The sequence below is a fragment of the Planococcus halocryophilus genome, from assembly GCF_001687585.2.
GTDB lineage: Bacteria > Bacillota > Bacilli > Bacillales_A > Planococcaceae > Planococcus > Planococcus halocryophilus.
In genome coordinates this window covers 1,303,678-1,325,039 of record NZ_CP016537.2, presented here as the reverse complement: position 1 = coordinate 1,325,039, position 21,362 = coordinate 1,303,678, and the positions used below count along the sequence as shown (strand labels likewise).

19 protein-coding genes are annotated in these 21,362 nt (G+C 39.6%); all 19 read right to left on the bottom strand.

Annotated features, from left to right (window positions below):
* Positions 1 to 307: 307 nt before the first annotated feature.
* Positions 308 to 1,327, bottom strand: a complete 1,020-nt coding sequence (locus BBI08_RS06655; protein WP_008496468.1) for a glyceraldehyde-3-phosphate dehydrogenase — start codon at positions 1,325 to 1,327, stop codon at positions 308 to 310.
* A 100-nt stretch (positions 1,328 to 1,427) separates the two neighbouring features.
* Complete coding sequence (gene coaE / locus BBI08_RS06650; RefSeq protein WP_008496467.1) at positions 1,428 to 2,033, bottom strand: dephospho-CoA kinase; 606 nt, start codon at positions 2,031 to 2,033, stop codon at positions 1,428 to 1,430.
* Positions 2,034 to 2,042: 9 nt separating this feature from the next.
* Complete coding sequence (gene mutM / locus BBI08_RS06645; protein ID WP_065527882.1) at positions 2,043 to 2,912, bottom strand: bifunctional DNA-formamidopyrimidine glycosylase/DNA-(apurinic or apyrimidinic site) lyase; 870 nt, start codon at positions 2,910 to 2,912, stop codon at positions 2,043 to 2,045.
* A gap of 15 nt (positions 2,913 to 2,927) precedes the next feature.
* Positions 2,928 to 5,564, bottom strand: a complete 2,637-nt coding sequence (polA, locus tag BBI08_RS06640) for a DNA polymerase I (protein ID WP_065527881.1) — start codon at positions 5,562 to 5,564, stop codon at positions 2,928 to 2,930.
* A 64-nt stretch (positions 5,565 to 5,628) separates the two neighbouring features.
* Complete coding sequence (gene hflC / locus BBI08_RS06635; protein WP_065527880.1) at positions 5,629 to 6,600, bottom strand: protease modulator HflC; 972 nt, start codon at positions 6,598 to 6,600, stop codon at positions 5,629 to 5,631.
* Complete coding sequence (hflK, locus tag BBI08_RS06630; RefSeq protein WP_065527879.1) at positions 6,600 to 7,565, bottom strand: FtsH protease activity modulator HflK; 966 nt, start codon at positions 7,563 to 7,565, stop codon at positions 6,600 to 6,602. The genes hflC and hflK overlap by 1 nt, the downstream gene beginning before the upstream one ends.
* Before the next feature lie 170 nt (positions 7,566 to 7,735).
* Complete coding sequence (locus tag BBI08_RS06625) at positions 7,736 to 8,953, bottom strand: carboxylate--amine ligase (RefSeq protein ID WP_008496464.1); 1,218 nt, start codon at positions 8,951 to 8,953, stop codon at positions 7,736 to 7,738.
* 14 nt (positions 8,954 to 8,967) lie between these two features.
* A complete protein-coding gene (gene pnpS / locus BBI08_RS06620) occupies positions 8,968 to 10,365 on the bottom strand; it encodes a two-component system histidine kinase PnpS (RefSeq protein WP_065527878.1) in 1,398 nt (465 codons plus the stop codon).
* Complete coding sequence (locus tag BBI08_RS06615) at positions 10,362 to 11,069, bottom strand: response regulator transcription factor (protein WP_008496463.1); 708 nt, start codon at positions 11,067 to 11,069, stop codon at positions 10,362 to 10,364. Before BBI08_RS06615 ends, pnpS begins: the two co-directional genes overlap by 4 nt.
* 75 nt (positions 11,070 to 11,144) lie before the next feature.
* Positions 11,145 to 11,591, bottom strand: a complete 447-nt coding sequence (locus tag BBI08_RS06610) for a MaoC/PaaZ C-terminal domain-containing protein (protein ID WP_065527877.1) — start codon at positions 11,589 to 11,591, stop codon at positions 11,145 to 11,147.
* A 158-nt stretch (positions 11,592 to 11,749) separates the two neighbouring features.
* Positions 11,750 to 12,688 (bottom strand): malate dehydrogenase, encoded by a 939-nt coding sequence (gene mdh / locus BBI08_RS06605; protein WP_008496461.1) that lies wholly within the window; start codon positions 12,686 to 12,688, stop codon positions 11,750 to 11,752.
* A gap of 152 nt (positions 12,689 to 12,840) precedes the next feature.
* Entirely contained in the window at positions 12,841 to 14,109 is a 1,269-nt protein-coding gene (gene icd, locus BBI08_RS06600) for an NADP-dependent isocitrate dehydrogenase (RefSeq protein ID WP_008496460.1), read from the bottom strand.
* Between the two features lie 94 nt (positions 14,110 to 14,203).
* Positions 14,204 to 15,319, bottom strand: a complete 1,116-nt coding sequence (gene citZ, locus BBI08_RS06595) for a citrate synthase (RefSeq protein ID WP_065527876.1) — start codon at positions 15,317 to 15,319, stop codon at positions 14,204 to 14,206.
* Between the two features lie 185 nt (positions 15,320 to 15,504).
* Positions 15,505 to 15,891 (bottom strand): FxsA family protein, encoded by a 387-nt coding sequence (locus BBI08_RS06590; RefSeq protein ID WP_065527875.1) that lies wholly within the window; start codon positions 15,889 to 15,891, stop codon positions 15,505 to 15,507.
* A gap of 24 nt (positions 15,892 to 15,915) precedes the next feature.
* Positions 15,916 to 17,676, bottom strand: coding sequence for a pyruvate kinase (pyk, locus tag BBI08_RS06585; protein WP_065527874.1), 1,761 nt, complete (start codon positions 17,674 to 17,676; stop codon positions 15,916 to 15,918).
* 24 nt (positions 17,677 to 17,700) lie between these two features.
* A complete protein-coding gene (gene pfkA / locus BBI08_RS06580; protein ID WP_065527873.1) occupies positions 17,701 to 18,660 on the bottom strand; it encodes a 6-phosphofructokinase in 960 nt (319 codons plus the stop codon).
* Between the two features lie 179 nt (positions 18,661 to 18,839).
* Positions 18,840 to 19,808 (bottom strand): acetyl-CoA carboxylase carboxyl transferase subunit alpha, encoded by a 969-nt coding sequence (gene accA / locus BBI08_RS06575; RefSeq protein ID WP_008497169.1) that lies wholly within the window; start codon positions 19,806 to 19,808, stop codon positions 18,840 to 18,842.
* The gene (accD, locus tag BBI08_RS06570; protein ID WP_008497170.1) at positions 19,801 to 20,673 is read right to left on the bottom strand and encodes an acetyl-CoA carboxylase, carboxyltransferase subunit beta; all 873 of its coding nucleotides are present in this window, start codon (positions 20,671 to 20,673) and stop codon (positions 19,801 to 19,803) included. Before accD ends, accA begins: the two co-directional genes overlap by 8 nt.
* A complete protein-coding gene (locus tag BBI08_RS06565; RefSeq protein WP_040850682.1) occupies positions 20,657 to 21,307 on the bottom strand; it encodes a FadR/GntR family transcriptional regulator in 651 nt (216 codons plus the stop codon). The genes accD and BBI08_RS06565 overlap by 17 nt, the downstream gene beginning before the upstream one ends.
* Positions 21,308 to 21,362 lie beyond the last annotated feature (55 nt).

The window sequence follows — 21,362 nt, the reverse complement described above, 5'->3', positions numbered from 1 at the left end:
CCCCTTTGATATCATTTTGGTTTTTGCGCAAAATATTCAAAGTAGACTACCACGGGGGAAAGTTAGTCCAAAGAGATCCTAACCCTTTAAGCAGTCATGTGAATAAAAAATCTTACGCTCCTAATTCCTAGTTACTATGTTGGAAAGTCAGAAGTGGTAGTCGTTTTTTAACTACGATTCATAGTATAAAACGTATTTATTGTAAATGCAATAAATAAATCTTATTAATAGTTAACTTCTTTAAAAGGTGCCATAGTGAAAAACCCCCGGTTCTCCTGTCAAACGTGGAGAACCGGGGGTTTTTCACTTATTTGGATACAAGTACTAATGCATTTGCTACTTTTTTAGTTAAGTCAATTACACGTGCGGAATATCCCCATTCATTATCGTACCAAGCCAACACTTTTACTTTGCGCTCACCTATTACCATTGTCGATAATCCATCAACAATGGCCGATTGAGGATTGCTGTTAAAATCAACCGAAACTAACGGCTCCATTGTGAATCCTAAAATTCCTGCTAAGCCATTTACCGATGCTTCTTCAAAAGCTTGGTTCACCTCTTCAATTGTAACCGCTGTCTCTAAGTCCACAACTAAATCAACTAATGATACATTCGGAGTCGGCACTCTCAATGCCATACCATGAAGTTTTCCTTGCAATTCGGGCAACACCAATGATAGCGCTTTCGCAGCACCCGTAGAAGTAGGGATGATCGATTGAGCACAAGCACGAGCACGACGAAGATCTTTGTGCGGATTGTCCAAGTTTTGCTGGTCGTTTGTATACGAATGGATTGTTGTCATCAAGCCGTTTTCAATACCAAATTTGTCATTCAGTACTTTTACGACTGGTGCTAAACAGTTTGTTGTACAACTTGCATTTGAAATGACATCGTGTTGTTCGATATCTAATTTGTCATCATTAACGCCCATAACAATTGTAATGTCTTCTTGTTTACCAGGTGCGGTTAAGATTACTTTTTTAGCTCCTGCTTCCAAATGAAGAGCTGCTTTTTCACGAGAATTGAACTTTCCAGTCGCTTCGATAACGATATCAATGCCCATTTCTTTCCATGGCAAATTCAAAGGATCGCGTTCACTGACTAATTGAACTCGCTTTCCATTAACAATTAATGCATCTTCTTCTGAAGATACGTCACCAGAGAAAGTGCCGTGATTTGTGTCATACTTAATCAAATGCGCAAGGGTTTCAGCTGGATATGAGGCATTGACTGCTGTGATTGTGACGTCATCCATCATTATCGCCTGTCTGAAAACCATACGGCCAATACGGCCAAACCCGTTAATTGCAATAGAAACTGTCATGTAGGAATCCTCCGTTTGTAATTAAGTTATACTTATGTTTTTAATTTCTAATATAGTATAACACAATTGCTTATTTAGAGAACCTTAAAAAGCATATCTTTTATTCTTTTTCAGAATTGGCTTGCCAATTTACTAAAATTCGACTTAATTGCTGTTTCGTTTCTTCAAGAGATCCGTTGTTGTAAATAACCGCATCAGCTCCATCTTCTTTCACAGACATTGGTAACTGAGAATTGATGCGTACTCGTGCTTCTTTTTCCGTAAAGCCATTTCTTTCCACTAATCGTTTAAACTGATTTTCTTCAGTGACGCTAACCACCATAATTTTATCTACTAAATATTGCAGGCGACTTTCGAATAACAACGGAATGTCCATAATGATGATTTTAAATCCTTGCTCGAGCAACTCATAGCGCTGCTTGAGCATTTCTTGTCGAATTGCTGGATGAATAATATCATTTAAGGTTTTACGACTTACCGGGTCATTAAAAATGATTTCCCCTACTTTTGCGCGATTCATAGTGCCATCCGAGCTAATAACTTCAGATCCAAACGCTTGCCTAATTTGCTCAAGCGTTTCAGAACCAGGTTCTACGACTAGCCTTGCTACTAGATCGGCATCAATAATCGGATAACCTTCATTTTTCAACATTTCGGATACTGTACTTTTTCCACTGGCAATACTGCCTGTCAATCCAATAATCATTGTCAGTCCTCATTTCTGACATGTCGGGCAATACACGGAAGCCCGACCGCCAATTTTCAAGGTCTTGGTCTGTGTGCCACAATTTGCACATTGTTTTTTTCCGTACATACCAAAACGATTTTGCATGCTACCTGATTCACCATTAATATCGCGGTAATCTGAAATTGTACTGCCACCTGCTTCAATGCTTTCTTGCAAAATAGCAACTATCGATTCGAAAAGTTCTATTTTCCGCTTCCGGCTAATGCGACTAGCTGCACGTTTCGGGTGCATCTTCATTTTAAACAAAGCTTCTGTTGCGTATATATTGCCACAGCCAGAAACAATTTGTCCGTCCATAATGATTTCCTTAATCGCCTTATTTTTGTATTTCGGACTTTCAGCTAGTGCAAGAAAATGCTCAAGTGCACCTTCATGAAATGGTTCTGGAGCCATCAACAATAAAGGCGGAAAATCTCCTTCTTGTTGCAACACGCGCATTTCTCCGAAACGACGAATATCTGAAAACGCTAACAAATTGCCGTCGCTTAACGTCAACACAATATGGACATGACGTCGAAACTTATCTTCAGGAATCGACTGGAGCTGGTCGACATAAAACCAAGCTCCGGACATCCCTAAATGATTAACTAACAAAAATTCATTGTCTTTTCGCAATGTGAAATAGATATATTTACTGCGACGTTCTACTTGAACGATTTGTGCTCCGGTTAATCTTTCGATAAAACCGTCAGCTTCTATTCGCTTAATAATGGCTTCCTTACCATTTTCTTTTGATAAGCGGATGACGTCCGACACCGCTACAGCCTCAATTTTTTTGCCAATCGAAACGGGGCGGATTTGCCGAACAACTCCTTCGACTTCTGGAAGTTCAGGCATATCGATGCCCTCCTATCATTTAGTATCGTACCAAGTTGAACCGTGAGCGATATCCACTTTTAAGGGAACATTCAACTTCACTGCATTTTCCATAACTTCAGGTACTAATTTCATCAATTGATCTAACTCTTCAGGTGGCGCTTCAAAGATCAATTCATCGTGAACTTGTAAAAGCATGCGAGCTTGCAATCCTTCACGCTCTAACGCTGCATCCATATCAATCATGGCTTTTTTGATAATATCTGCCGCACTGCCTTGAATTGGTGTATTCATCGCCGTGCGTTCTGCAAAGCTTCTTAAATTAAAGTTTGAACTTGTAATGTCTGGTAAATAACGGCGACGATTCATCAAAGTTGTAACAAATCCGTCACGCTTAGCATCAGACACAATGTTCGTCATATAGCTTTTGACGCCTGGGAAGCTAGTAAAATAACGTTCAATAAAAGCAGCTGCTTCTTTACGTGGAATATTTAAATTTTGAGACAAGCCATAATCGCTAATCCCATAAACAATTCCGAAGTTAACCGCTTTAGCCGCTCGGCGCATGTCACTCGTTACTTCTTCTTCAGCTACGTGGAAAACATCGCTCGCAGTTGTCGTGTGAATATCACGGTCGTCTTTAAAAGCTTGTACTAATCGTTCATCTTCAGACATATCGGCGAGCACGCGCAATTCAATTTGAGAATAATCTGCTGCTACCATTACCCAGCCCGGTTCTGACGGTACGAAAGCTTTGCGAATTTTACGTCCTTCTTCAAGACGAACTGGAATGTTTTGCAAGTTAGGGTTGATTGAACTTAATCGCCCAGTTGTCGTGAGTGCTTGTTGGAAGCGCGTATGAATTTTTCCATCTTCATGAATTTCTTTTAATAAACCTTCAATATAAGTAGACAATAGTTTACCTAATTGGCGATACATCAATATATGAGAAATAATTTCGTGTTGACCTTCTAATTTTTCTAGAACATCCGCTGCTGTCGAATAGCCGGTCTTCGTCTTCTTTAAAGGCGGTAATCCTAGTTTTTCAAATAATATAACACCTAACTGCTTTGGAGAATTAATATTAAATTCTTGACCAGCTAGTCCATGAATATTTGACTCGATTTTCTCTAGCTTATGAGACAACTCTTTGCCCATATCGACTAATTGCTCGCGGTTTACCATTACACCAAGAGATTCCATTTGCCCTAAAACTGTGGCGAGTGGCAATTCTAATTTATCATACAAATCAAATTGCTCGTTTTCTTCGAGTTTTTCCATAATGAGTGGACGGACTTTCCAAATGGTGCGGGCTTTTCTAGCAATATGCTCATGTAAAACAGCGTCTTCTGGAACTTTCTTTTTAGCTCCTTTGCCGTAAACTTGTTCATTCGTCGAAACATCGTTATGACCATACTCTTGAACAATGCTCGCCATATCGGTATACGTTAAGGATGGATTGACGATATAAGCTCCTAACATTAAATCGAAATCCACGCCTTTTAGTACAATACCAAAGCGTAAAAATGCTGCCGTTGCTGCTTTAGAATCTGCCATGAATTTTTTCTTTGATGGATCTTTAAACCATGCACGAAACTCTTCTGACTGCTCAACAACGCTCATCGGAATAACGTAAGTATCCGTTTTAGTCGCGAGTGAAACCCCCAGCAAATCACAACTATGATAATGATCATCGTAAAGTTCAAGATGAACTGCCATTTCATCTTTTAATATAGATGAATCGATTGTTGTCAGTAATTCAAATTCCAACTCTTCTTTCACCGTTTCTTCTGCTGTGTATTCCATTTTTTCTAGTAAAGATTTAAACGCTAGTTCTTTCCATACTTTAACCAACTCGTCTTGGTCCGGCCCGGAATAAGTCAATTCATCGATTTGAATTTTAATTGGTGCTTGTCGTTCAATTGTTGCTAATTGCTTACTAATATAAGCAAGGTCTTCATTGGCAATTAGTTTTTCCTTCATCTTGCCTTTTTGTTGTTCGATAGCTTCATATACACCTTCGACCGAACCGTGTGCTGCTAATAATTTCAGCGCTGTTTTCTCTCCAACACCTGGTACACCTGGAATATTATCCGAAGCATCGCCCATAAGACCTTTCATATCGATAATTTGAAGAGGCGTTAAACCATACTTTTCTTTTATATGCTCTACTGTATATTTTTCGATATCCGTTATGCCTTTTCGCGTAATGTAAACCGTCGTTGTGGGTGATGCCAATTGTGTTAAATCTTTATCTCCAGAAATAACGACAACTTCGTCGCCTTCTCGTTCAGCTTCTAAACTTAATGTACCGATAATATCGTCTGCTTCGTAATTTTCTAATTCGTAGCGCTTAATCCCATATGCATCGATCAATTTGCGAAGATAAGGAAATTGTTCCGATAATTCAGGTGGCGTTTTTTGTCTTCCGCCTTTGTATTCGCTAAACGTTTTATGGCGGAATGTCGTTTTTCCCGCATCAAAAGCCACAATCATATGTGTAGGTTGTTCTTCACCGAGTATTTTTTGAAGCATCATGGTAAATCCGTATACAGCATTCGTATGAATGCCATTTTCATTGGTTAATAGCGGTAAAGCGAAAAATGCGCGATACGCCAAACTATTCCCATCTAATAAAAGTATTTTCTTTGCCACAAAAATTACCCCTTCCATAAAAAAGCCGTCATTCCCTTTATTTTACCACGCAGGCAAATAGAAGAGAAATGACGGCCTTAGCCTAATTGAAATTACCTGACAAGATATCTGCATAAGGTGAATCTGATGGCAAAATAATGACCGTGTCATCACCAATTGTTTTCTTATAAGATTCTAGCGAACGGTATAATTCGTAAAACTCTGGGTCTTTTGAAAATGATTCGTTGTAAATTTTAGCAGCTTGGGATTCGCCTTCTGCTTGGATCAATGCAGCTTCTTTACGAGCAGTCGCAATGACTTCTTGCGCTTCTCGGTCTGCTTGTGCTTCCATTTCACGTTTTTTCGCGTCTCCTTGAGACAGATATTCTTGAGCCGTAGACTCACGTTCTGAAATCATTCGTGTATATACAGACTGTTCGTTTTCCTCTGGTAAATCCGTTCGTTTAATGCGAACATCCATAACTTGAATTCCGTATTTATCTTTGTCGAGCAGCTCGTTCACTTTCGCTGTTACTGCATCATTTATGCTACCTCTAGATGAATTTTCATCGTTGATGATTTCATCGTAATTTAATTGCCCAAGTTCTGTCCGGACAACCGAATAGATAAATTCTTCCATTCGAGATTCTGCATTGACGATTGTTCCGGCATTTGAAATCAATTCAAGGGGATTGACGACATGCCAAACGGCATAATTATCAATAATGATCCGTTTTTTATCTTTTGTATTGATTTCGGCTTCAGACACATCATATGTCATTTGATATTTTGGTAATGTTGTAACGCTTTGAATAAACGGGATTTTCATTTGAAGGCCTGGCTCTTCTTGAATTTTCACCACTTCACCAAATTGACGAACCACCCGGTACTCGCTTTCTTTCACAACATAAACATTTGTCAGCAAGATTAGCAAAAGAACAAATGTGACAACTAAACCAACAATCAATTTCCAATATTTTTTAAAATCAATTGGATCTCTCGGTTCTCTAGTCTTTTTTGGTCGTTGGTAAGGGTTGAATTTTTTCACTTCACCTAAAGGTTTGTTGGGTTCCATTAGTTGCCACTCCCTTCTGAGCTCTCAGTTGCTGGTGGAATCGTTGTTTGCAAGCCTTCTAATGGTAAATATTTCATCGTGCCACCTTCATCGTTCATAATATATAATTTGGCATTTGGTAACACCGTTTCTAAGGTTTCCATAATAATTCGCTGTTTTGTAACTTCCGGGTTGCTTTCATATTCTTTGTACAGTTTATCAAATAGCGCGACATCCCCCGTTGCCTGTTGAACCCGTGTCACTTTCTGTCCTTCAGCTCGGGAATTGATAGCTGCTTTTTCACCTAACGCTTCGTTGCGTTTTTGGTTTTCGTATTTTTTGGCTTCGTTAATTTTTGTGTTCATCGTTTCACGAGCATCTGTGACGTTCGTAAATGCCGCACGTACTTCTTCGTTCGGCAGCTCAACGTCTTGCAGTTTTACAGCTAAAACCGTAATCCCAATATCGTATTTTTCAATTAATGAAGCTAGCAAGTCACGTGTTTCAGCTTCAATTTCTGCTTTACCAGACGTTAATGCATCATCAATCAATGAATTGCCGATAATCGAGCGAATCGAAGCTGAAGTGGCATCGTGTAAAATATCTTGCGGTGCCTCTGCATTAAATAAGTATTTTTTGGGATCAGTGATTTTCCATTGAACGACGAGATCCGTCAAAACGATGTTTTCGTCTCCGGTAATCATTTTTGTTTCTTTGTCGAATGCGACAATTTCGCCTTCTGCATTTTGGTTATAGCCGAATTGAAGACTATAGGTTTCTTTTGATAAAATTTCTGCTTTTTGAATTGGCCAAGGCATCTTAAAATGTAACCCAGCTTCAGTAATCGTTTCATTAGCTACACCAAACGTTATAATAACCGCTTGTTCAGATTCATCTACTGTATACCAAGAAGTAAAAACTGCAGTGAGCAGCAATATTCCCGTAATAGATAAACCAATTACTGCCAGCAATTTTTTTGTTGTCATGACGGATCCCCCTTTGTGTTGTTATCTGTAATACGGAATAATAGTGAAATAGTTTCATAAAACAAGAAAAAGAGTCCCGGGGAAGGGACTCTTTTTATATCATGCGGTTGAAGGGGGTTCTATTTAACTTTAACACCCAAGTATGAAGCTAGTGTTAAGCTTCTGTAAATTCACCATTGATTGTTTTTATACTTCTTATAATAGTTAAATTGGCGCGCCAATAAATATAGTTTGCGTTTTAAATGCTTATCTTTTTTATAAAATAGTGGATTGCCATATTGACCTTTTTTAATAAGACGTTTAATGTCTTTGAGCACGGCTTTATTATGAACAAAATTGCGCAAAACAGCTTTTGGAACGACAGTGAACAAAAAGTCCTCATTCAAATATGTCACAGGCTTTTCTATTTGATAGATTAAATCATCCACAAAATACTCCGCCATGTTGTGACCAAGAGCCGTTACGTAATAACTTGAACGACCTTGACGAATGTTCACTTCAAATACTTTGAACTTTTTATCTCGTGCATCGTATTTCAAATCGAAGTTTGCGAATCCTTGATAACCAACAGCTTCAAGGAAGTTTTGCAATTTGACCATCATGTCTTTATCAAAGCGTGTAATCAATGCCGTATAATTTCCGATTGCCGTCACTGTATGCTCTTGCAAAACAACTTGGGCAAAAGTCACTAATTGCGTTTTCCCTTTAGAGTTCGCATAGATAACTGAATCCCACATAAATGTATCGTCTCCAGGAATATAATCTTGGATGATCAATTCATCGCGGTAGCCACCTGCTTTGATTTGTTGAATTACTTCATGCAATTCTTTCGGACTTTCAACTTTATACACTTTTTGTTGGCCATCAAATTTGTTTCTGCTGTACTCAATGCCATTACTCGGTTTAATGATCACTGGGAACATCATTTCTTCTTCAAATGGCTCTTTTGAATTGCAGTCATAAAAGAAGGTTGTCGGTGTATCAATGCCATGAACTTTACAAAGCTCATAAAAATTAGCTTTGACTTGTAGCTGATTCATCAAATCTTCGTTAATATAATTAAACACATAATGCTCACGTAAAACTTTTGCATTTTCAATAATTAAGCGAACATAAAGATCATTCGTCCCAATGAGTAAAAGTGTTTTTCCAGGAGCTCTGTATTTATCTGCTATATCCATTAAGATATTCGCAAATTGAGCATCGTCAGCCAGACCTGAACGCAATTCAATCGTTTCGGTAATGGTGCTCAATGAAGTAAATGATAAAGGTTCTTTTCCGACTAAAATCGGCTTAATGCCATATGCTTCGTGAAATGAAATGGCCATGTTGTATGCATTCATATCTGTGCCAACAATAATCGGTAAAAATGGGTGTTTAGTTTCCATGCTTTCCTCCTAGATTAAATAGCCAAAGGCAAATAGATCGTAAAAGTGGTCCCAACTCCGACTGTACTGTCGACTTCCACTTGTCCATGATGCGCCTCGATTAAGTGTTTAACAATAGATAGTCCAAGTCCGGTGCCGCCTGAATTGCGACTACGCGCTCGATCGACTCGGTAAAAACGTTCAAATAACCGTTCAATCTCTGAGCTTTCGATGCCGATTCCTTGGTCTTCTACTTGTATAATGGCTCGATTATCTTTCCTAAAGAGCCGGATAGTAATTTCAGTATGGTTGCTTGAATATGTAACAGCATTGATCAGCAGATTCATCATCACTTGTATTAAACGGTTTGCATCCCCTAAAACGTTTATAGGTTGAATCTCCAGTTTTAAGTGAATCGATTTTTCGTCTATTTTCGGTTGAATCATTTCTCTAGCACGTTTAATAACGGCTTCCATATTCATAGGTTGCGCATTTACTCTAAAACCGCTTTGTTCAACCTTCGATAAATCAAGCAAATCATTAATGAGCATCTCTAATCGATTGCTCTCAGTATGAACGATTTCCAAAAATGACAATAAAGTTTCCGTGTCTTTATAAGCGCCATCTAACAAGGTTTCTGAAAATCCTTTAATAGAAGTTACCGGAGTACGAAGTTCGTGAGATACATTGGCAACAAAATCTTTTCGGATTTGCTCCAATCTCTTTAATTCGGTAATATCTTGAAAAACAATGACAATGCCTAACCAGCGCTCATGTTCCCCAATTACCGGTGCTCCGTATACATTAAAGTTTTTGAGTTTTAATCCTGATAAAAACTCAATTTGTACACGCGAATGCGTTTCCGTCATAAATACACTTTCAATGAAATTTTCGACTTCTATAGGAACTTGGATTTCTTTGTAAAATTTCCCCATAACAACACTAGGAGTTAGTTCAAACTCTTCTAAGAAAGGCTTGTTAACAAGAGAGACGGCTCCTTGTTTGTCAATCATAATCAGCGCACTGCCCATGTTCTCAATGAGTGTCTTTAACCGCTCTTGTTCCATGACGCGAACTGCTGTGATTTCTTGCAAATTCCGCGCCAAAACATTAATCGTCCGGCTCAATTCAATACTATTGGAGGCATTCGATTCGGATGCGCGTGCTACATAATTACCTTTAACAAGCTCCATCGCGGTTTCTGTAGCATTTTCAATTGGCTTAATCGCAACCCCTATAACTCGGCTACCGACAATCGCAGATAATACTAAAGCGACAACAAGTGAAAAAAACAAAAGCATCCATATATCAGATTTATCCTCAGCATCTTCGTATATCGGCAATAACTGCAACATGACGATAAACAAGCCGGCTAACATCATACCTATCCATACTAATAATGTGGTCAGCAAGCGATGGCGTAAAAAGTTCATAAGCCTTTTGGTTCCTCAAACTTATAGCCAAGTCCCCGAATCGTTTTAATAAAAGTTGGTTTCCGGCTATTTTCTTCTATCTTCTCGCGTAAATGACTAATATGAACATCCACTATGCGCGTATCCCCCGCAAAGTCATATTTCCAAACTGCACTCAACAATTGATCGCGTGTGAGTACGCGATTTTTATTTTCCATTAAATAGACAAGCAATTCAAATTCTTTTGGTGTAAACTCTATCTGCTCTTTATTAAGGAATACTTCAAATCGGTCTGGATAAACATCCAGTTTACCGAGAGAGATTGGCTGAGAAGCATCTTGCTGTGGAGTTGGAACATTACTCGCTCTTCTTAATACTGCTTTTATGCGTGCCACAACTTCTCTCGGACTAAAAGGTTTTGTCATATAATCGTCTGCGCCGAGTTCTAACCCCAATACTTTATCAAATTCATCGCCTTTAGCTGTCAACATAATGATTGGAATATTGATTTTTTGCTGACGCAGCGATTTACAAACTTCTACTCCGTCCATCGATGGCAACATTAAATCCAATACAATTAATGATGGATTTTCACTTAATGCCAAATCATAGCCTTGTTTGCCATCATTGGCAATAATCGTTTCAAAACCTGCTTGGACCAAATTATAAGATAGTAATGTCGCGATTGAATGTTCATCTTCAATAATCAATATTTTCTTCAGCATTTTACATCCTCCACACTCAGTTTGAAACCCCCATCTCAAACCGCGTTAGAAATCATCTGTTGCATGAGTCATCAATTATTCAATTGTTTGCGGTGGATTAGCAGTAATTTGTCCTTGTACTACTATTACACCTTGCTCATCGATTCCTTCAACTCGGACGACGACTCTATTGTGCACGATATCCACTTCGACAACTTCCAATGTAAAGTCGACTGTCGCGTAATGATAGACCGGTTTTAAAAAATTTAACTGTTGGCTAGTAATGTACGATCCAGGTCCCGGTATATATTTAGATATCGCAGACGTTAAAATACCCGTCAACATAATATTCGGTACTACAGGCTTTTCAAAAGTTGTCTGTGACGCGAAATCATGTTGAATATAAAGCGGATTGCTATCATTCGTTAAACCAAGATAAAGAAGAAGATCCTTGTCTTCAATCTTTTCTGTCAGCTTTAAGTTTTCACCGATTTTAATGTCTTCCACACGTCGACCTAATTTCCGCTTTTTCCCAAGCAACAAACAACATCCCTCCATTTTCTTGATACTCTTATAGTATCAATTTAGCCAATGAAAGTGCAAGCACCTAAGGTAGCAGGAAAATTAGAGTTTGCTTTTCTCATGCGAAAAAACTTCATAAAAAAATGAACAAGAAATAATCCTGTCCACCTTTCCATCATTTAACCTAATACTTTCATAACTGCCTTTACGGACTCGGCAGATTGATTTAACAGCGCTTGTTCTTCTTCATTTAAATCGATTTCAATAATTTTCTCAATGCCGCCTGCTCCTAAAATTGTTGGCACACCTAAATAAATACCATTCATGCCATACTCACCTTCTAAATAAGCGATAGACGGCATAATACGACGTTGATCTTTTATAATGGCCTCGGCCATTTCTACAAGTGACGCAGCTGGCGCATAATAAGCAGAACCATTCCCTAACAAATTAACAATTTCCGCGCCACCTTTACGCGTTCTCGCAACAATTTCGTCTAAACGCACTTTAGGAATTAACGAATCTAACGGCACACCACCGGCATAAGAATACCGAATAAGCGGAACCATATCATCTCCGTGACCACCTAAGACGAACCCTGTAACGTCTTTAACTGATACATCTAGCTCTTCGGCTACAAACGTTCTAAAACGTGCCGTATCTAAAACACCTGACTGCCCAATGACCCGCTCTTTCGGTAATCCAGATGCTTTGAAAACAGTATAAGTCATTGCATCAACCGGGTTGGTTAAAACAATAATTGTTGTTTCAGGAGAGTATTTCATAATATCTGCAGTTACAGATTTCATCACTTTCTGGTTGGTTTGGACCAAATCATCACGACTCATACCTGGCTTACGTGCAATTCCCGCAGTAATAATAACTAAATCAGAGTCTTTTGTGTCTTCGTAATTAGCTGTACCTTTTATGCGAGCATCAAATCCCAGCACAGGGCCAGCTTCTGCCATATCCAAAGCTTTGCCTTTCGCTGGATCTTCCATGTTCGGAATATCGACCAAAACAATATCAGCCAATTCTTTTTGAGCCAATAAGAAAGCTGCTGTCGCCCCAGTAAAACCAGATCCAATCACTGAAATCTTTGTACGTTTGAATGTCATAAAATATCTCTCCTTTTAACGTATTTGAATTAATCATAATAGCAAATTGAATTTGCATTATGATTCTCTAGTTTAAAATAACATAAAAACACAAAACATCTTAATAGTAGATACAAAAAAAGAGGGGAAAATCCCCTCTTTAGTTTTTACTCTTATAAGTTTTTGATTAATTCGTCAGCAAACTCAGAGCATTTCACTTCTGTAGCGCCGTCCATTAGACGTGCAAAGTCGTAAGTTACAACTTTAGAAGCAATTGTTTTCTCCATAGAGTTTGTGATCATTTTAGCAGCTTCAGCCCATCCTAAGTGCTCAAGCATTAATACGCCTGAAAGAATAACAGATGATGGGTTTACTTTATCAAGACCAGCATATTTAGGAGCTGTTCCGTGAGTAGCTTCAAAAATCGCATGTCCAGTATCGTAGTTGATGTTCGCTCCAGGAGCGATACCAATTCCGCCTACTTGAGCAGCCAAAGCATCAGAAACGTAATCTCCGTTTAAGTTCATTGTTGCAACAACATCGAACTCGCTTGGACGTGTAAGGATTTGTTGTAAGAAGATATCAGCGATTGAATCTTTAACAAGAATTTTTCCTGAAGCAAGAGCTTCTTCTTGTGCTTTGTTCGCAGCGTCTGTACCTTTTTCATCTTTAATTGCATCGTATTCGTTCCAAGTAAATACTTTATCGCCGAATTCTTGCTCAGCCACTTCATAGCCCCAGTTTTTGAAAGCTCCTTCAGTGAACTTCATGATGTTTCCTTTATGAACAAGTGTTAATGATTCGCGGCCTTCAGTGATTGCATAGTTGATGGCAGCACGAACTAAACGTTTTGTTCCTTCTTCTGAAATTGGTTTGATACCAATACCTGAAGACTCAGGGAAACGGATGTTTTTAACGCCCATTTCGTCTTGTAGGAAAGCGATCAATTTTTTCACTTCATCCGAACCGTTAGCGTATTCAATACCAGCGTAGATATCTTCTGTGTTTTCACGGAAAATAACCATGTCCGTATCTTCAGGACGCTTAACTGGAGAAGGTACACCTTCAAAATAGCGAACTGGACGCAAGCAAGTGTATAGATCTAATTCTTGACGTAGTGCCACGTTCAATGAACGGATACCGCCACCGATTGGCGTTGTCAAAGGACCTTTGATTGCGATCAAGTATTCACGGATTACATTTAACGTTTCTTCAGGAAGCCATTCGCCAGTTTCGTCAAATGCTTTTTGTCCTGCTAAAACTTCTTTCCAAACAATTGATTTTTCGCCGTTGTAAGCTTTTGTTACTGCTTCTTCTAAAACGCGTGAAGCTGCGTTCCAAATATCCGGTCCAGTTCCATCACCAATAATATATGGAATAACTGCATTGTTAGGTACGTTCAAAACACCGTTTTCTACTGAAATTTTTTCGCCGTTAGTCATATTAAATTTCCTCCTGTAGTCAAAGTCATAGGGCTGCACACAGTGCAAGCCCTATAAGTTATATTTTTTTATCGTACAAATAGATGAAGATTTCTTATCTTTCTTCAACTGGCACGTAAGTTTGCATACCCGGTCCGATGTATTCCGCACGTGGGCGGATCAAGCGGTTGTTTGAGTACTGCTCAAGGATATGAGCTAACCAACCTGATGTACGCGAAACTGCAAAGATTGGTGTAAACAAGTCGTGTTCGATGTTCAAGCTATGATAAACCGATGCCGAGTAAAAATCTACATTTGGCGGCAAGTTTTTCTGGCCCGTAACGATTTCATCGATTTTCACCGACATGTCGTACCATTTTTCTTCGCCGCGAATTTTTGTCAATTTTTGAGACATGTCACGTAAGTGCTTCGCACGTGGATCGCCTTTACGGTATACACGGTGGCCAAAGCCCATGATTTTTTCTTTGTTCGCTAGTTTTTCGTTGATGACTTTTTCCACGTTATCGACCGAGCCGATTTCCGTTAACATCTTCATCACTTGTTCGTTCGCTCCACCGTGAAGAGGTCCTTTTAATGCGCCAATGGCTGCTGTGACACCTGAATAAACGTCAGACAACGTAGCGACAGCTACACGTGCCGTGAACGTTGATGCGTTTAATTCGTGGTCCGCGTGAAGCACTAACGCTTTGTTGAACGCTTCTTCTTCGATGGCTGCTGGCACTTCACCAGACAACATGTACAAGAAGTTTGCTGCAAAGCTTAAATCTGTTTTCGGGGCAACCGGTTCTTTGCCGCTACGAATGCGACCGAAAGCCGTTACCAAAGTTGAAATTTTTGCCTGAATTTTGATGGCTTTGCGGTAATTTGCTTCCGGTTCCATTACTTCAGCTTCTTCGTCAAACAAGCCAAGCATTGATACGGCTGTGCGAAGTGCCGCCATTGGGTGCACGTTTTTGATGTCGTATGTTTTAAAGTGATCTAACACAGCTTGTGGAACGGCCATGTTGTCCGCCAATTGTTGCTTCAATTCCGCTAATTCAGCTGCTTTTGGCAAACGTTGGTGCCATAACAGGTAAATCACTTCTTCAAAGCTGGCATTTACGGCTAAATCATCGATATCATAGCCGACATATGTAAGTGTGTCATCAATGATCGAACTGATCGCGGATTGTGTTGCTACTACACCTTCTAAACCTTTTGACGATGTCATTTAAATCGCTCCTTCTTCAATATAGTTCATCATTCCAAAAAAAAATGCAGAATGATGGCTCATCTGCTTTTATGAACTTCTATTTTAACCTTACTAAGCTATTATAATCAACTTTGTACAGTTTGTGAATGAAAACGCTTATAGAATTTAAAATTACTAAAAAAAAATGATGGAAACACCCTGAGTTACCCTACGATAACCCGGGTGTTTTTCATCTTTTTATGAATCATTCGATAAATAAACGGCTTATATATTTTTTGAGTGGGGCTAAATAGCATAGTGAACCCTATCGCATCCGAGATAAATCCAGGCGTTAGCAATAGCACACCACCAACTAAAATAAATGCCGCATTCAACAATTGATCTCCAGGAGCTTGAAAACTATTCATTCCTGTTTGGATATCTTTTAGGGCTTTAATACCTTGTTTTTTAGCAAGAAAAGCACCCAGCAAACCGGTTGCCACGATAATTGCCATCGTCGCAAAAAATCCGAGTTTGCCTCCTGCCCAAATTAGCAAAGCCAATTCAAGCGATGGAACAATAATTAAGGCTAGGAAAATCCATTTCATCATGTTGACCTGCCTCCTTATTATGAATTATAGGACACTAGCATGGCCGTGATAAACAATGCCTGATTCTGCATCCATCGTAATATCATAGGTATTCTTAATAAGTGAAGTTGCTTCTTTCACCCCAACAATTACCGGGATTCCAAGGCTCAATCCAACTACTGCCGCATGGCTCGTTAAGCCACCTTCTTCAGTTATAATTCCAGCACATTTGTTGATGGCTGGCATCATTTCACGATCTGTTCCGATTGTGACAATGATTTTACCTTCCGTATCAACTGCCAAAGCTTCTTCTGCATTGCGAACAACTACAGTTTCAGCGAATGCTACTGTTTTGCCAATTCCTTGACCTTTAGCCAGGATATCGCCAATAACATGAACTTTCATTAAGTTAGTTGTACCCGCTTGTCCTACAGGGACACCTGCTGTGATAACGACAAGATCGCCGTGTTTCACATAGCCGTGCTTCAAGCTTTCGTCAACCGCATTTTCGAGCAATTCATCTGTCGAATGGACTGACGCACCAATAATTGGTTGTACGCCCCATACTAAAGATAGTTTGCGCGCTGGACGTTCTGAAGAAGTTACTGCGATGATTGGTGCTCCAGGGCGATATTTAGAAATCATTTTCGCCGTTGTGCCACTTTCAGTTGGTGCAATAATGGCACGAACCTTTAAGTTCAAAGCCGTATAAGCTACAGCTTGACCAATCGCTTCTGTCATATTCGACTCTTTTTCTTTTCTTCTATTTGAAACAATTTGCTTATAATTTAACGCAGATTCTGTCGTTTCGGCAATGCGGTGCATCGTTTCGACTGATTCGACAGGATAAATACCCGCGGCCGTTTCACCTGACAACATAATAGCGTCTGTGCCATCAAAAATTGCGTTAGCAACGTCACTTGCTTCTGCGCGTGTCGGGCGCGGATTACGCTGCATAGAATCTAACATTTGCGTAGCGGTAATAACCGGTTTACCTGCACTATTGCATTTTTCGATCAATGATTTTTGAACTAGCGGAACTTCTTCTGCTGGAATTTCTACGCCTAAATCTCCACGTGCCACCATCAAGCCATCGGAAACCATAATGATTTCATCAATATTGTCGACACCTTCTTGGTTTTCGATTTTCGGAATAATTTGAATATGCGAGCCGTTGTTTTTTTCAAGCAAGCCACGGATTTCCATCACATCTGAACTTCTTCTAACAAATGAAGCCGCAACAAAATCAACGTTTTGTTCAATGCCAAATAAGATATCTTGTGCATCTTTTTCAGTAATACCAGGCAATTGAACTGAAACGCCTGGAACGTTAACACCTTTTTTACTTTTTAATGTTCCAGCATTTTGAACTGATGTATGGATCATGCCGTTTTCCATATCGAGACTTTCAACACGCAATTCGATCAAGCCATCATCCAAAAGAATGATTGATCCTGCCTTAACATCTTCGATTAATTGGTCGTAAGTAATTGAAAATCGCTCAGCAGTCCCCAACACTTCAGTCATAGAAACTTCGATTTTCTGACCTGTTACTAGTTCAATTGAATCGTTCTCCATCTGATGTGTACGAATCTCAGGACCTTTTGTGTCCAACAAAATCCCAACAATTTTACCAGCTTTATCAGCTGCTTCGCGAATTCGTTTAATACGTAAAGCGTGTTCTTCGTGATTACCGTGCGAAAAGTTTAAACGAGCTACGTTCATTCCCGCTTCGATTAAGCGTTCTAGTAGTTCAGGTGATTCACTTGCCGGACCAATCGTACAAACAATCTTCGTTTTTCTCAATAAACTCACTCCATTTATGTTGTTTTAAATTGCTAATTCTTTGGACAATGTATATAAGCTCATGTCAGCATTGTGCTCTGCAGTAAATGCTTCTGTCATATCATAGTCTACCACCTGATGATTCTTCATGCCAATAGCTCGTCCTCCGACACCTTCAATAAGAACTTCAACTGCACGTGCACCAAACAAACTTCCTAGCACACGATCTCGTGCTGTTGGAGAACCTCCGCGTTGAATATGTCCCAGTACTGAAACACGTGTTTCAATATCAGCTTTTTCTTTAATAAGTGCTTTTAGTTCGTTACCACCCATGACGCCTTCTGCCACGATAATGATACTGTGACGTTTACCACGGTCTCGGCCTTTTTGTAAACGGTCGATCATATCACCAATGTCATAGCTTTCTTCTGGAATCAAAATCGTTTCGGCTCCACCTGCAAGACCTGCCCATAAAGCCAAGTCGCCTGCATCACGTCCCATTACTTCGACAATAAATGTCCGTTCATGACTTGTTGCTGTATCACGGATTTTATCGATTGCTTCAATGACTGTATTTAATGCCGTATCAAATCCGATGGTGTAGTCTGTTCCTGGAATGTCGTTGTCGATCGTTCCTGGAACTCCAACACAAGGGAATCCTCTTTTAGTCAAAGCCATTGCCCCACGGTATGAACCATCTCCGCCAATAACTACTAAACCTTCTAGGCCTTCTTTTTTCATTTGTTCAATAGCTTTTAATTGACCAGCTTCTGTTCGAAACTCTTCACAACGGGCTGAGTATAATTTAGTTCCCCCACGTTGAATGATATCGCCCACATCGCCGGCTTCTAAATTTTTGATATTCCCCTCAATTAGCCCTTGGTAACCTGAATATACGCCTGCAACTTCAACACCATGATAAATTGCTTTACGGACAACCGCACGGACAGCTGCATTCATCCCCGGCGAATCTCCTCCACTTGTTAATACTCCAATTTTTTTCATAATCATTATCCTCCTGCAGTCCATTTACTCTTCTAACCTTACCATGCCAGAGCCTTGCTGTCAGTCTTGAATCGCTTTCTTGCATGTTAAGATTTCGGTTCATTTTTACATTCATTTCAAGAAATTGTTAACGTAATAATAATTTTGACAACCAAAAAAACCGCCGAGGCGGTTTTCCATCATTCGCTGAAGACACCAATTGATTTGAATTTTTTATAGCGCTGTTCGATTAATTCTTCACCCGACATGCCATTCAATTCTTCTAACGATCGTCTAATTGCTTCTGACATAATAGATGCTTGTTTTTGTGGGTTGTGATGCGCTCCTCCGCGCACTTCAGGAATCATATGTTCAATGATTTTCATTTCTAGTAAGTCAGGCGCTGTAATTTTCATCGCTTCTGCTGCAGTTTGAGCAAGAGCTGAATCTTTCCACAGAATCGAAGCTGCTCCTTCTGGAGAAATCACTGAGAAAGTCGAGTTTTCTAACATTAAAATTTGATTTCCGACACCTAATGCTAGTGCTCCACCACTTCCACCTTCACCAATAACAATGGATAGAACAGGCACTTCAAGTCCCGCCATTTCAACCAAGTTACGTGCAATGGCTTCACTTTGACCCCGTTCTTCCGCTGCCTTCCCAGGATACGCACCTTTTGTATCGATTAAACAAATAATAGGACGCTTGAACTTTTCAGCTTGTTTCATCAAACGTAACGCTTTACGGTATCCTTCTGGATGAGGCATACCAAAATTCCGTCGAACATTTTCTTTCGTATCTTTGCCGCGCTGGTGTCCGATGATTGTTACGGGTTGTCCGTTAAAACAGGCAATGCCACTAACGATTGCTTCATCATCTCCGTATAGACGATCCCCGTGTAATTCAATAAAATCATCAAAGATCATTGGAATATAATCGAGCGTTGTTGGTCGTTCAGGATGACGGGCGACTTGAACACGGTCCCAAGGCTTCATGTTTTCATAAATTTCTTCTTCGAGTTTAGAAAAACGCTCCTCTAAAGATGAAATTTCCGAACTTAAATCTACTTCGGCAGTTTTTGTATATTCTTTTAGCTCTAAAATTTTCGCTCGCAACTGGATAAGCGGCTCTTCAAATGCTAAAGTTTTCTTTCCGTTCTTCTTAACCATTTGCGATAGCTCCTTTCGTATGAAGGCGCACAATGGTCGCCAATGTTTGTTGCATCGAATCACGATGAACTACTGCATCTAATTGTCCGTGTGCCAACAAAAACTCAGCCGTTTGGAAATCTTCAGGTAGTTTTTCTCGAACGGTTTGCTCAATAACACGACGTCCCGCAAAACCGATTAAGGCTTTTGGTTCCGCAATATTAATATCTCCAACTGATGCAAAACTTGCTGACACTCCGCCTGTCGTTGGATGCGTTAAAACAGAGACAAAAAGTAAACCTTCATTGCTGTGGCGCTTTAACGCTACACTAGTTTTCGCCATCTGCATTAAAGACAACACACCTTCTTGCATACGAGCTCCGCCACTTGCTGTGAAAATGATAAATGGCAACTTGCGATCTGTTGCTACTTCAATTGCGCGAGTGATTTTTTCACCTACAACAGACCCCATAGAACCCATTCTGAAATGCGAATCCATTACTGCGAGTACAATGTCTTGACCTTGTAATTTACCAGAGCCGGTTAAAACAGCTTCGTTCAAGCCCGTTTTCTCGCTGTCAGCTTGAACTTTTTCTGTATAGCCTGGAAAACCAAGTGGATTTTTTGATTTCAAATGATCATCCATCGATTCAAAACTTCCAGCGTCAACTAACATATTTATTCGTTCATATGCCGTCATTTTAAAATGATGATCGCATTTAGGACAAACTTTTTTGTTTTTCTCTAAATCTTTTGTTAACGTAATTTCTTTACATGAAGGACATTTCGTCATCAATCCTTCTGGTACATCTTTTGCAGATTTTGAAGGCATTGTTGCTTCTTTGGTATCTTTATTGCGTTTAAAAATATCACGTATTATTGCCATTGCTTATTCTCTCCTTTTTTAACCATTCACTCCAAGCCTTAAACTCTTGAATGGCTGTATCCGCGTTTTGTTGCTCAATTGCCAATAATATATTATTCATGAAGTCAATTTCCTTAGAAGAAACGTTTCCAGCATATGGATTCCCGCTATATTGTGTTAGTAAAAACCAGATTTTTAAAGACAGTCGATTTCCAGACAGGACCATCAATTCTCGGACAAAATCTTCACGTTGAAAACTTTCGCCTTTTAATCGCAAGCGAAAGCTGTCCCAAATTTTCATTTGGCTTTCCGTTTCACTTTTGCAAATTGCTTGAATAGCTGCGACTTCATGAAGCAAACGTGTTTCCCATACATCTTCATGCGAACGATTGTCCTGTAAGATAAACGTGGACAAGACTTCAACCAATTTATGGTTTCTATAATCAGACAAAAAGGTACCTTCTCCTCTACGGGTTTCAATTAATCCCAATAGTTCAAGACTGCGTAGTGCTTCACGTAAGGTTGAGCGACCCACTTGCATCCTTTCAGCCAATTCCCTTTCAGATGGAATGCGGTCCCCCGGTTTGATTTTTTCTTGCCGGATCATATCACGAATGTCTCGTACTATATCCAAATACCGTTTAGATTGATTCATGATAGTTCCTCAGTTCCCATTTTTTTGAAAGTGGTCTGACCACTCATATCCTCTA

Coding starts and splice junctions, on each gene's coding strand:
- mutM (WP_065527882.1), bottom strand. CDS start 2,912: ATGCCTGAACTTCCAGAAGTCGAAGGAGTTGTTCGGCAAATCCGCCCC.
- BBI08_RS06625 (WP_008496464.1), bottom strand. CDS start 8,953: ATGGAAACTAAACACCCATTTTTACCGATTATTGTTGGCACAGATATG.
- BBI08_RS06590 (WP_065527875.1), bottom strand. CDS start 15,891: ATGATGAAATGGATTTTCCTAGCCTTAATTATTGTTCCATCGCTTGAA.
- accA (WP_008497169.1), bottom strand. CDS start 19,808: ATGGTTAAGAAGAACGGAAAGAAAACTTTAGCATTTGAAGAGCCGCTT.
- polA (WP_065527881.1), bottom strand. CDS start 5,564: ATGGAAGGGGTAATTTTTGTGGCAAAGAAAATACTTTTATTAGATGGG.
- mdh (WP_008496461.1), bottom strand. CDS start 12,688: ATGACATTCAAACGTACAAAGATTTCAGTGATTGGATCTGGTTTTACT.
- pnpS (WP_065527878.1), bottom strand. CDS start 10,365: ATGAACTTTTTACGCCATCGCTTGCTGACCACATTATTAGTATGGATA.
- icd (WP_008496460.1), bottom strand. CDS start 14,109: ATGACTAACGGCGAAAAAATTTCAGTAGAAAACGGTGTTTTGAACGTA.
- BBI08_RS06565 (WP_040850682.1), bottom strand. CDS start 21,307: ATGAATCAATCTAAACGGTATTTGGATATAGTACGAGACATTCGTGAT.
- hflC (WP_065527880.1), bottom strand. CDS start 6,600: ATGGAACCCAACAAACCTTTAGGTGAAGTGAAAAAATTCAACCCTTAC.
- BBI08_RS06615 (WP_008496463.1), bottom strand. CDS start 11,069: ATGCTGAAGAAAATATTGATTATTGAAGATGAACATTCAATCGCGACA.
- accD (WP_008497170.1), bottom strand. CDS start 20,673: ATGGCAATAATACGTGATATTTTTAAACGCAATAAAGATACCAAAGAA.
- pfkA (WP_065527873.1), bottom strand. CDS start 18,660: ATGAAAAAAATTGGAGTATTAACAAGTGGAGGAGATTCGCCGGGGATG.
- hflK (WP_065527879.1), bottom strand. CDS start 7,565: ATGACAACAAAAAAATTGCTGGCAGTAATTGGTTTATCTATTACGGGA.
- citZ (WP_065527876.1), bottom strand. CDS start 15,319: ATGACATCGTCAAAAGGTTTAGAAGGTGTAGTAGCAACACAATCCGCG.
- BBI08_RS06655 (WP_008496468.1), bottom strand. CDS start 1,327: ATGACAGTTTCTATTGCAATTAACGGGTTTGGCCGTATTGGCCGTATG.
- coaE (WP_008496467.1), bottom strand. CDS start 2,033: ATGATTATTGGATTGACAGGCAGTATTGCCAGTGGAAAAAGTACAGTA.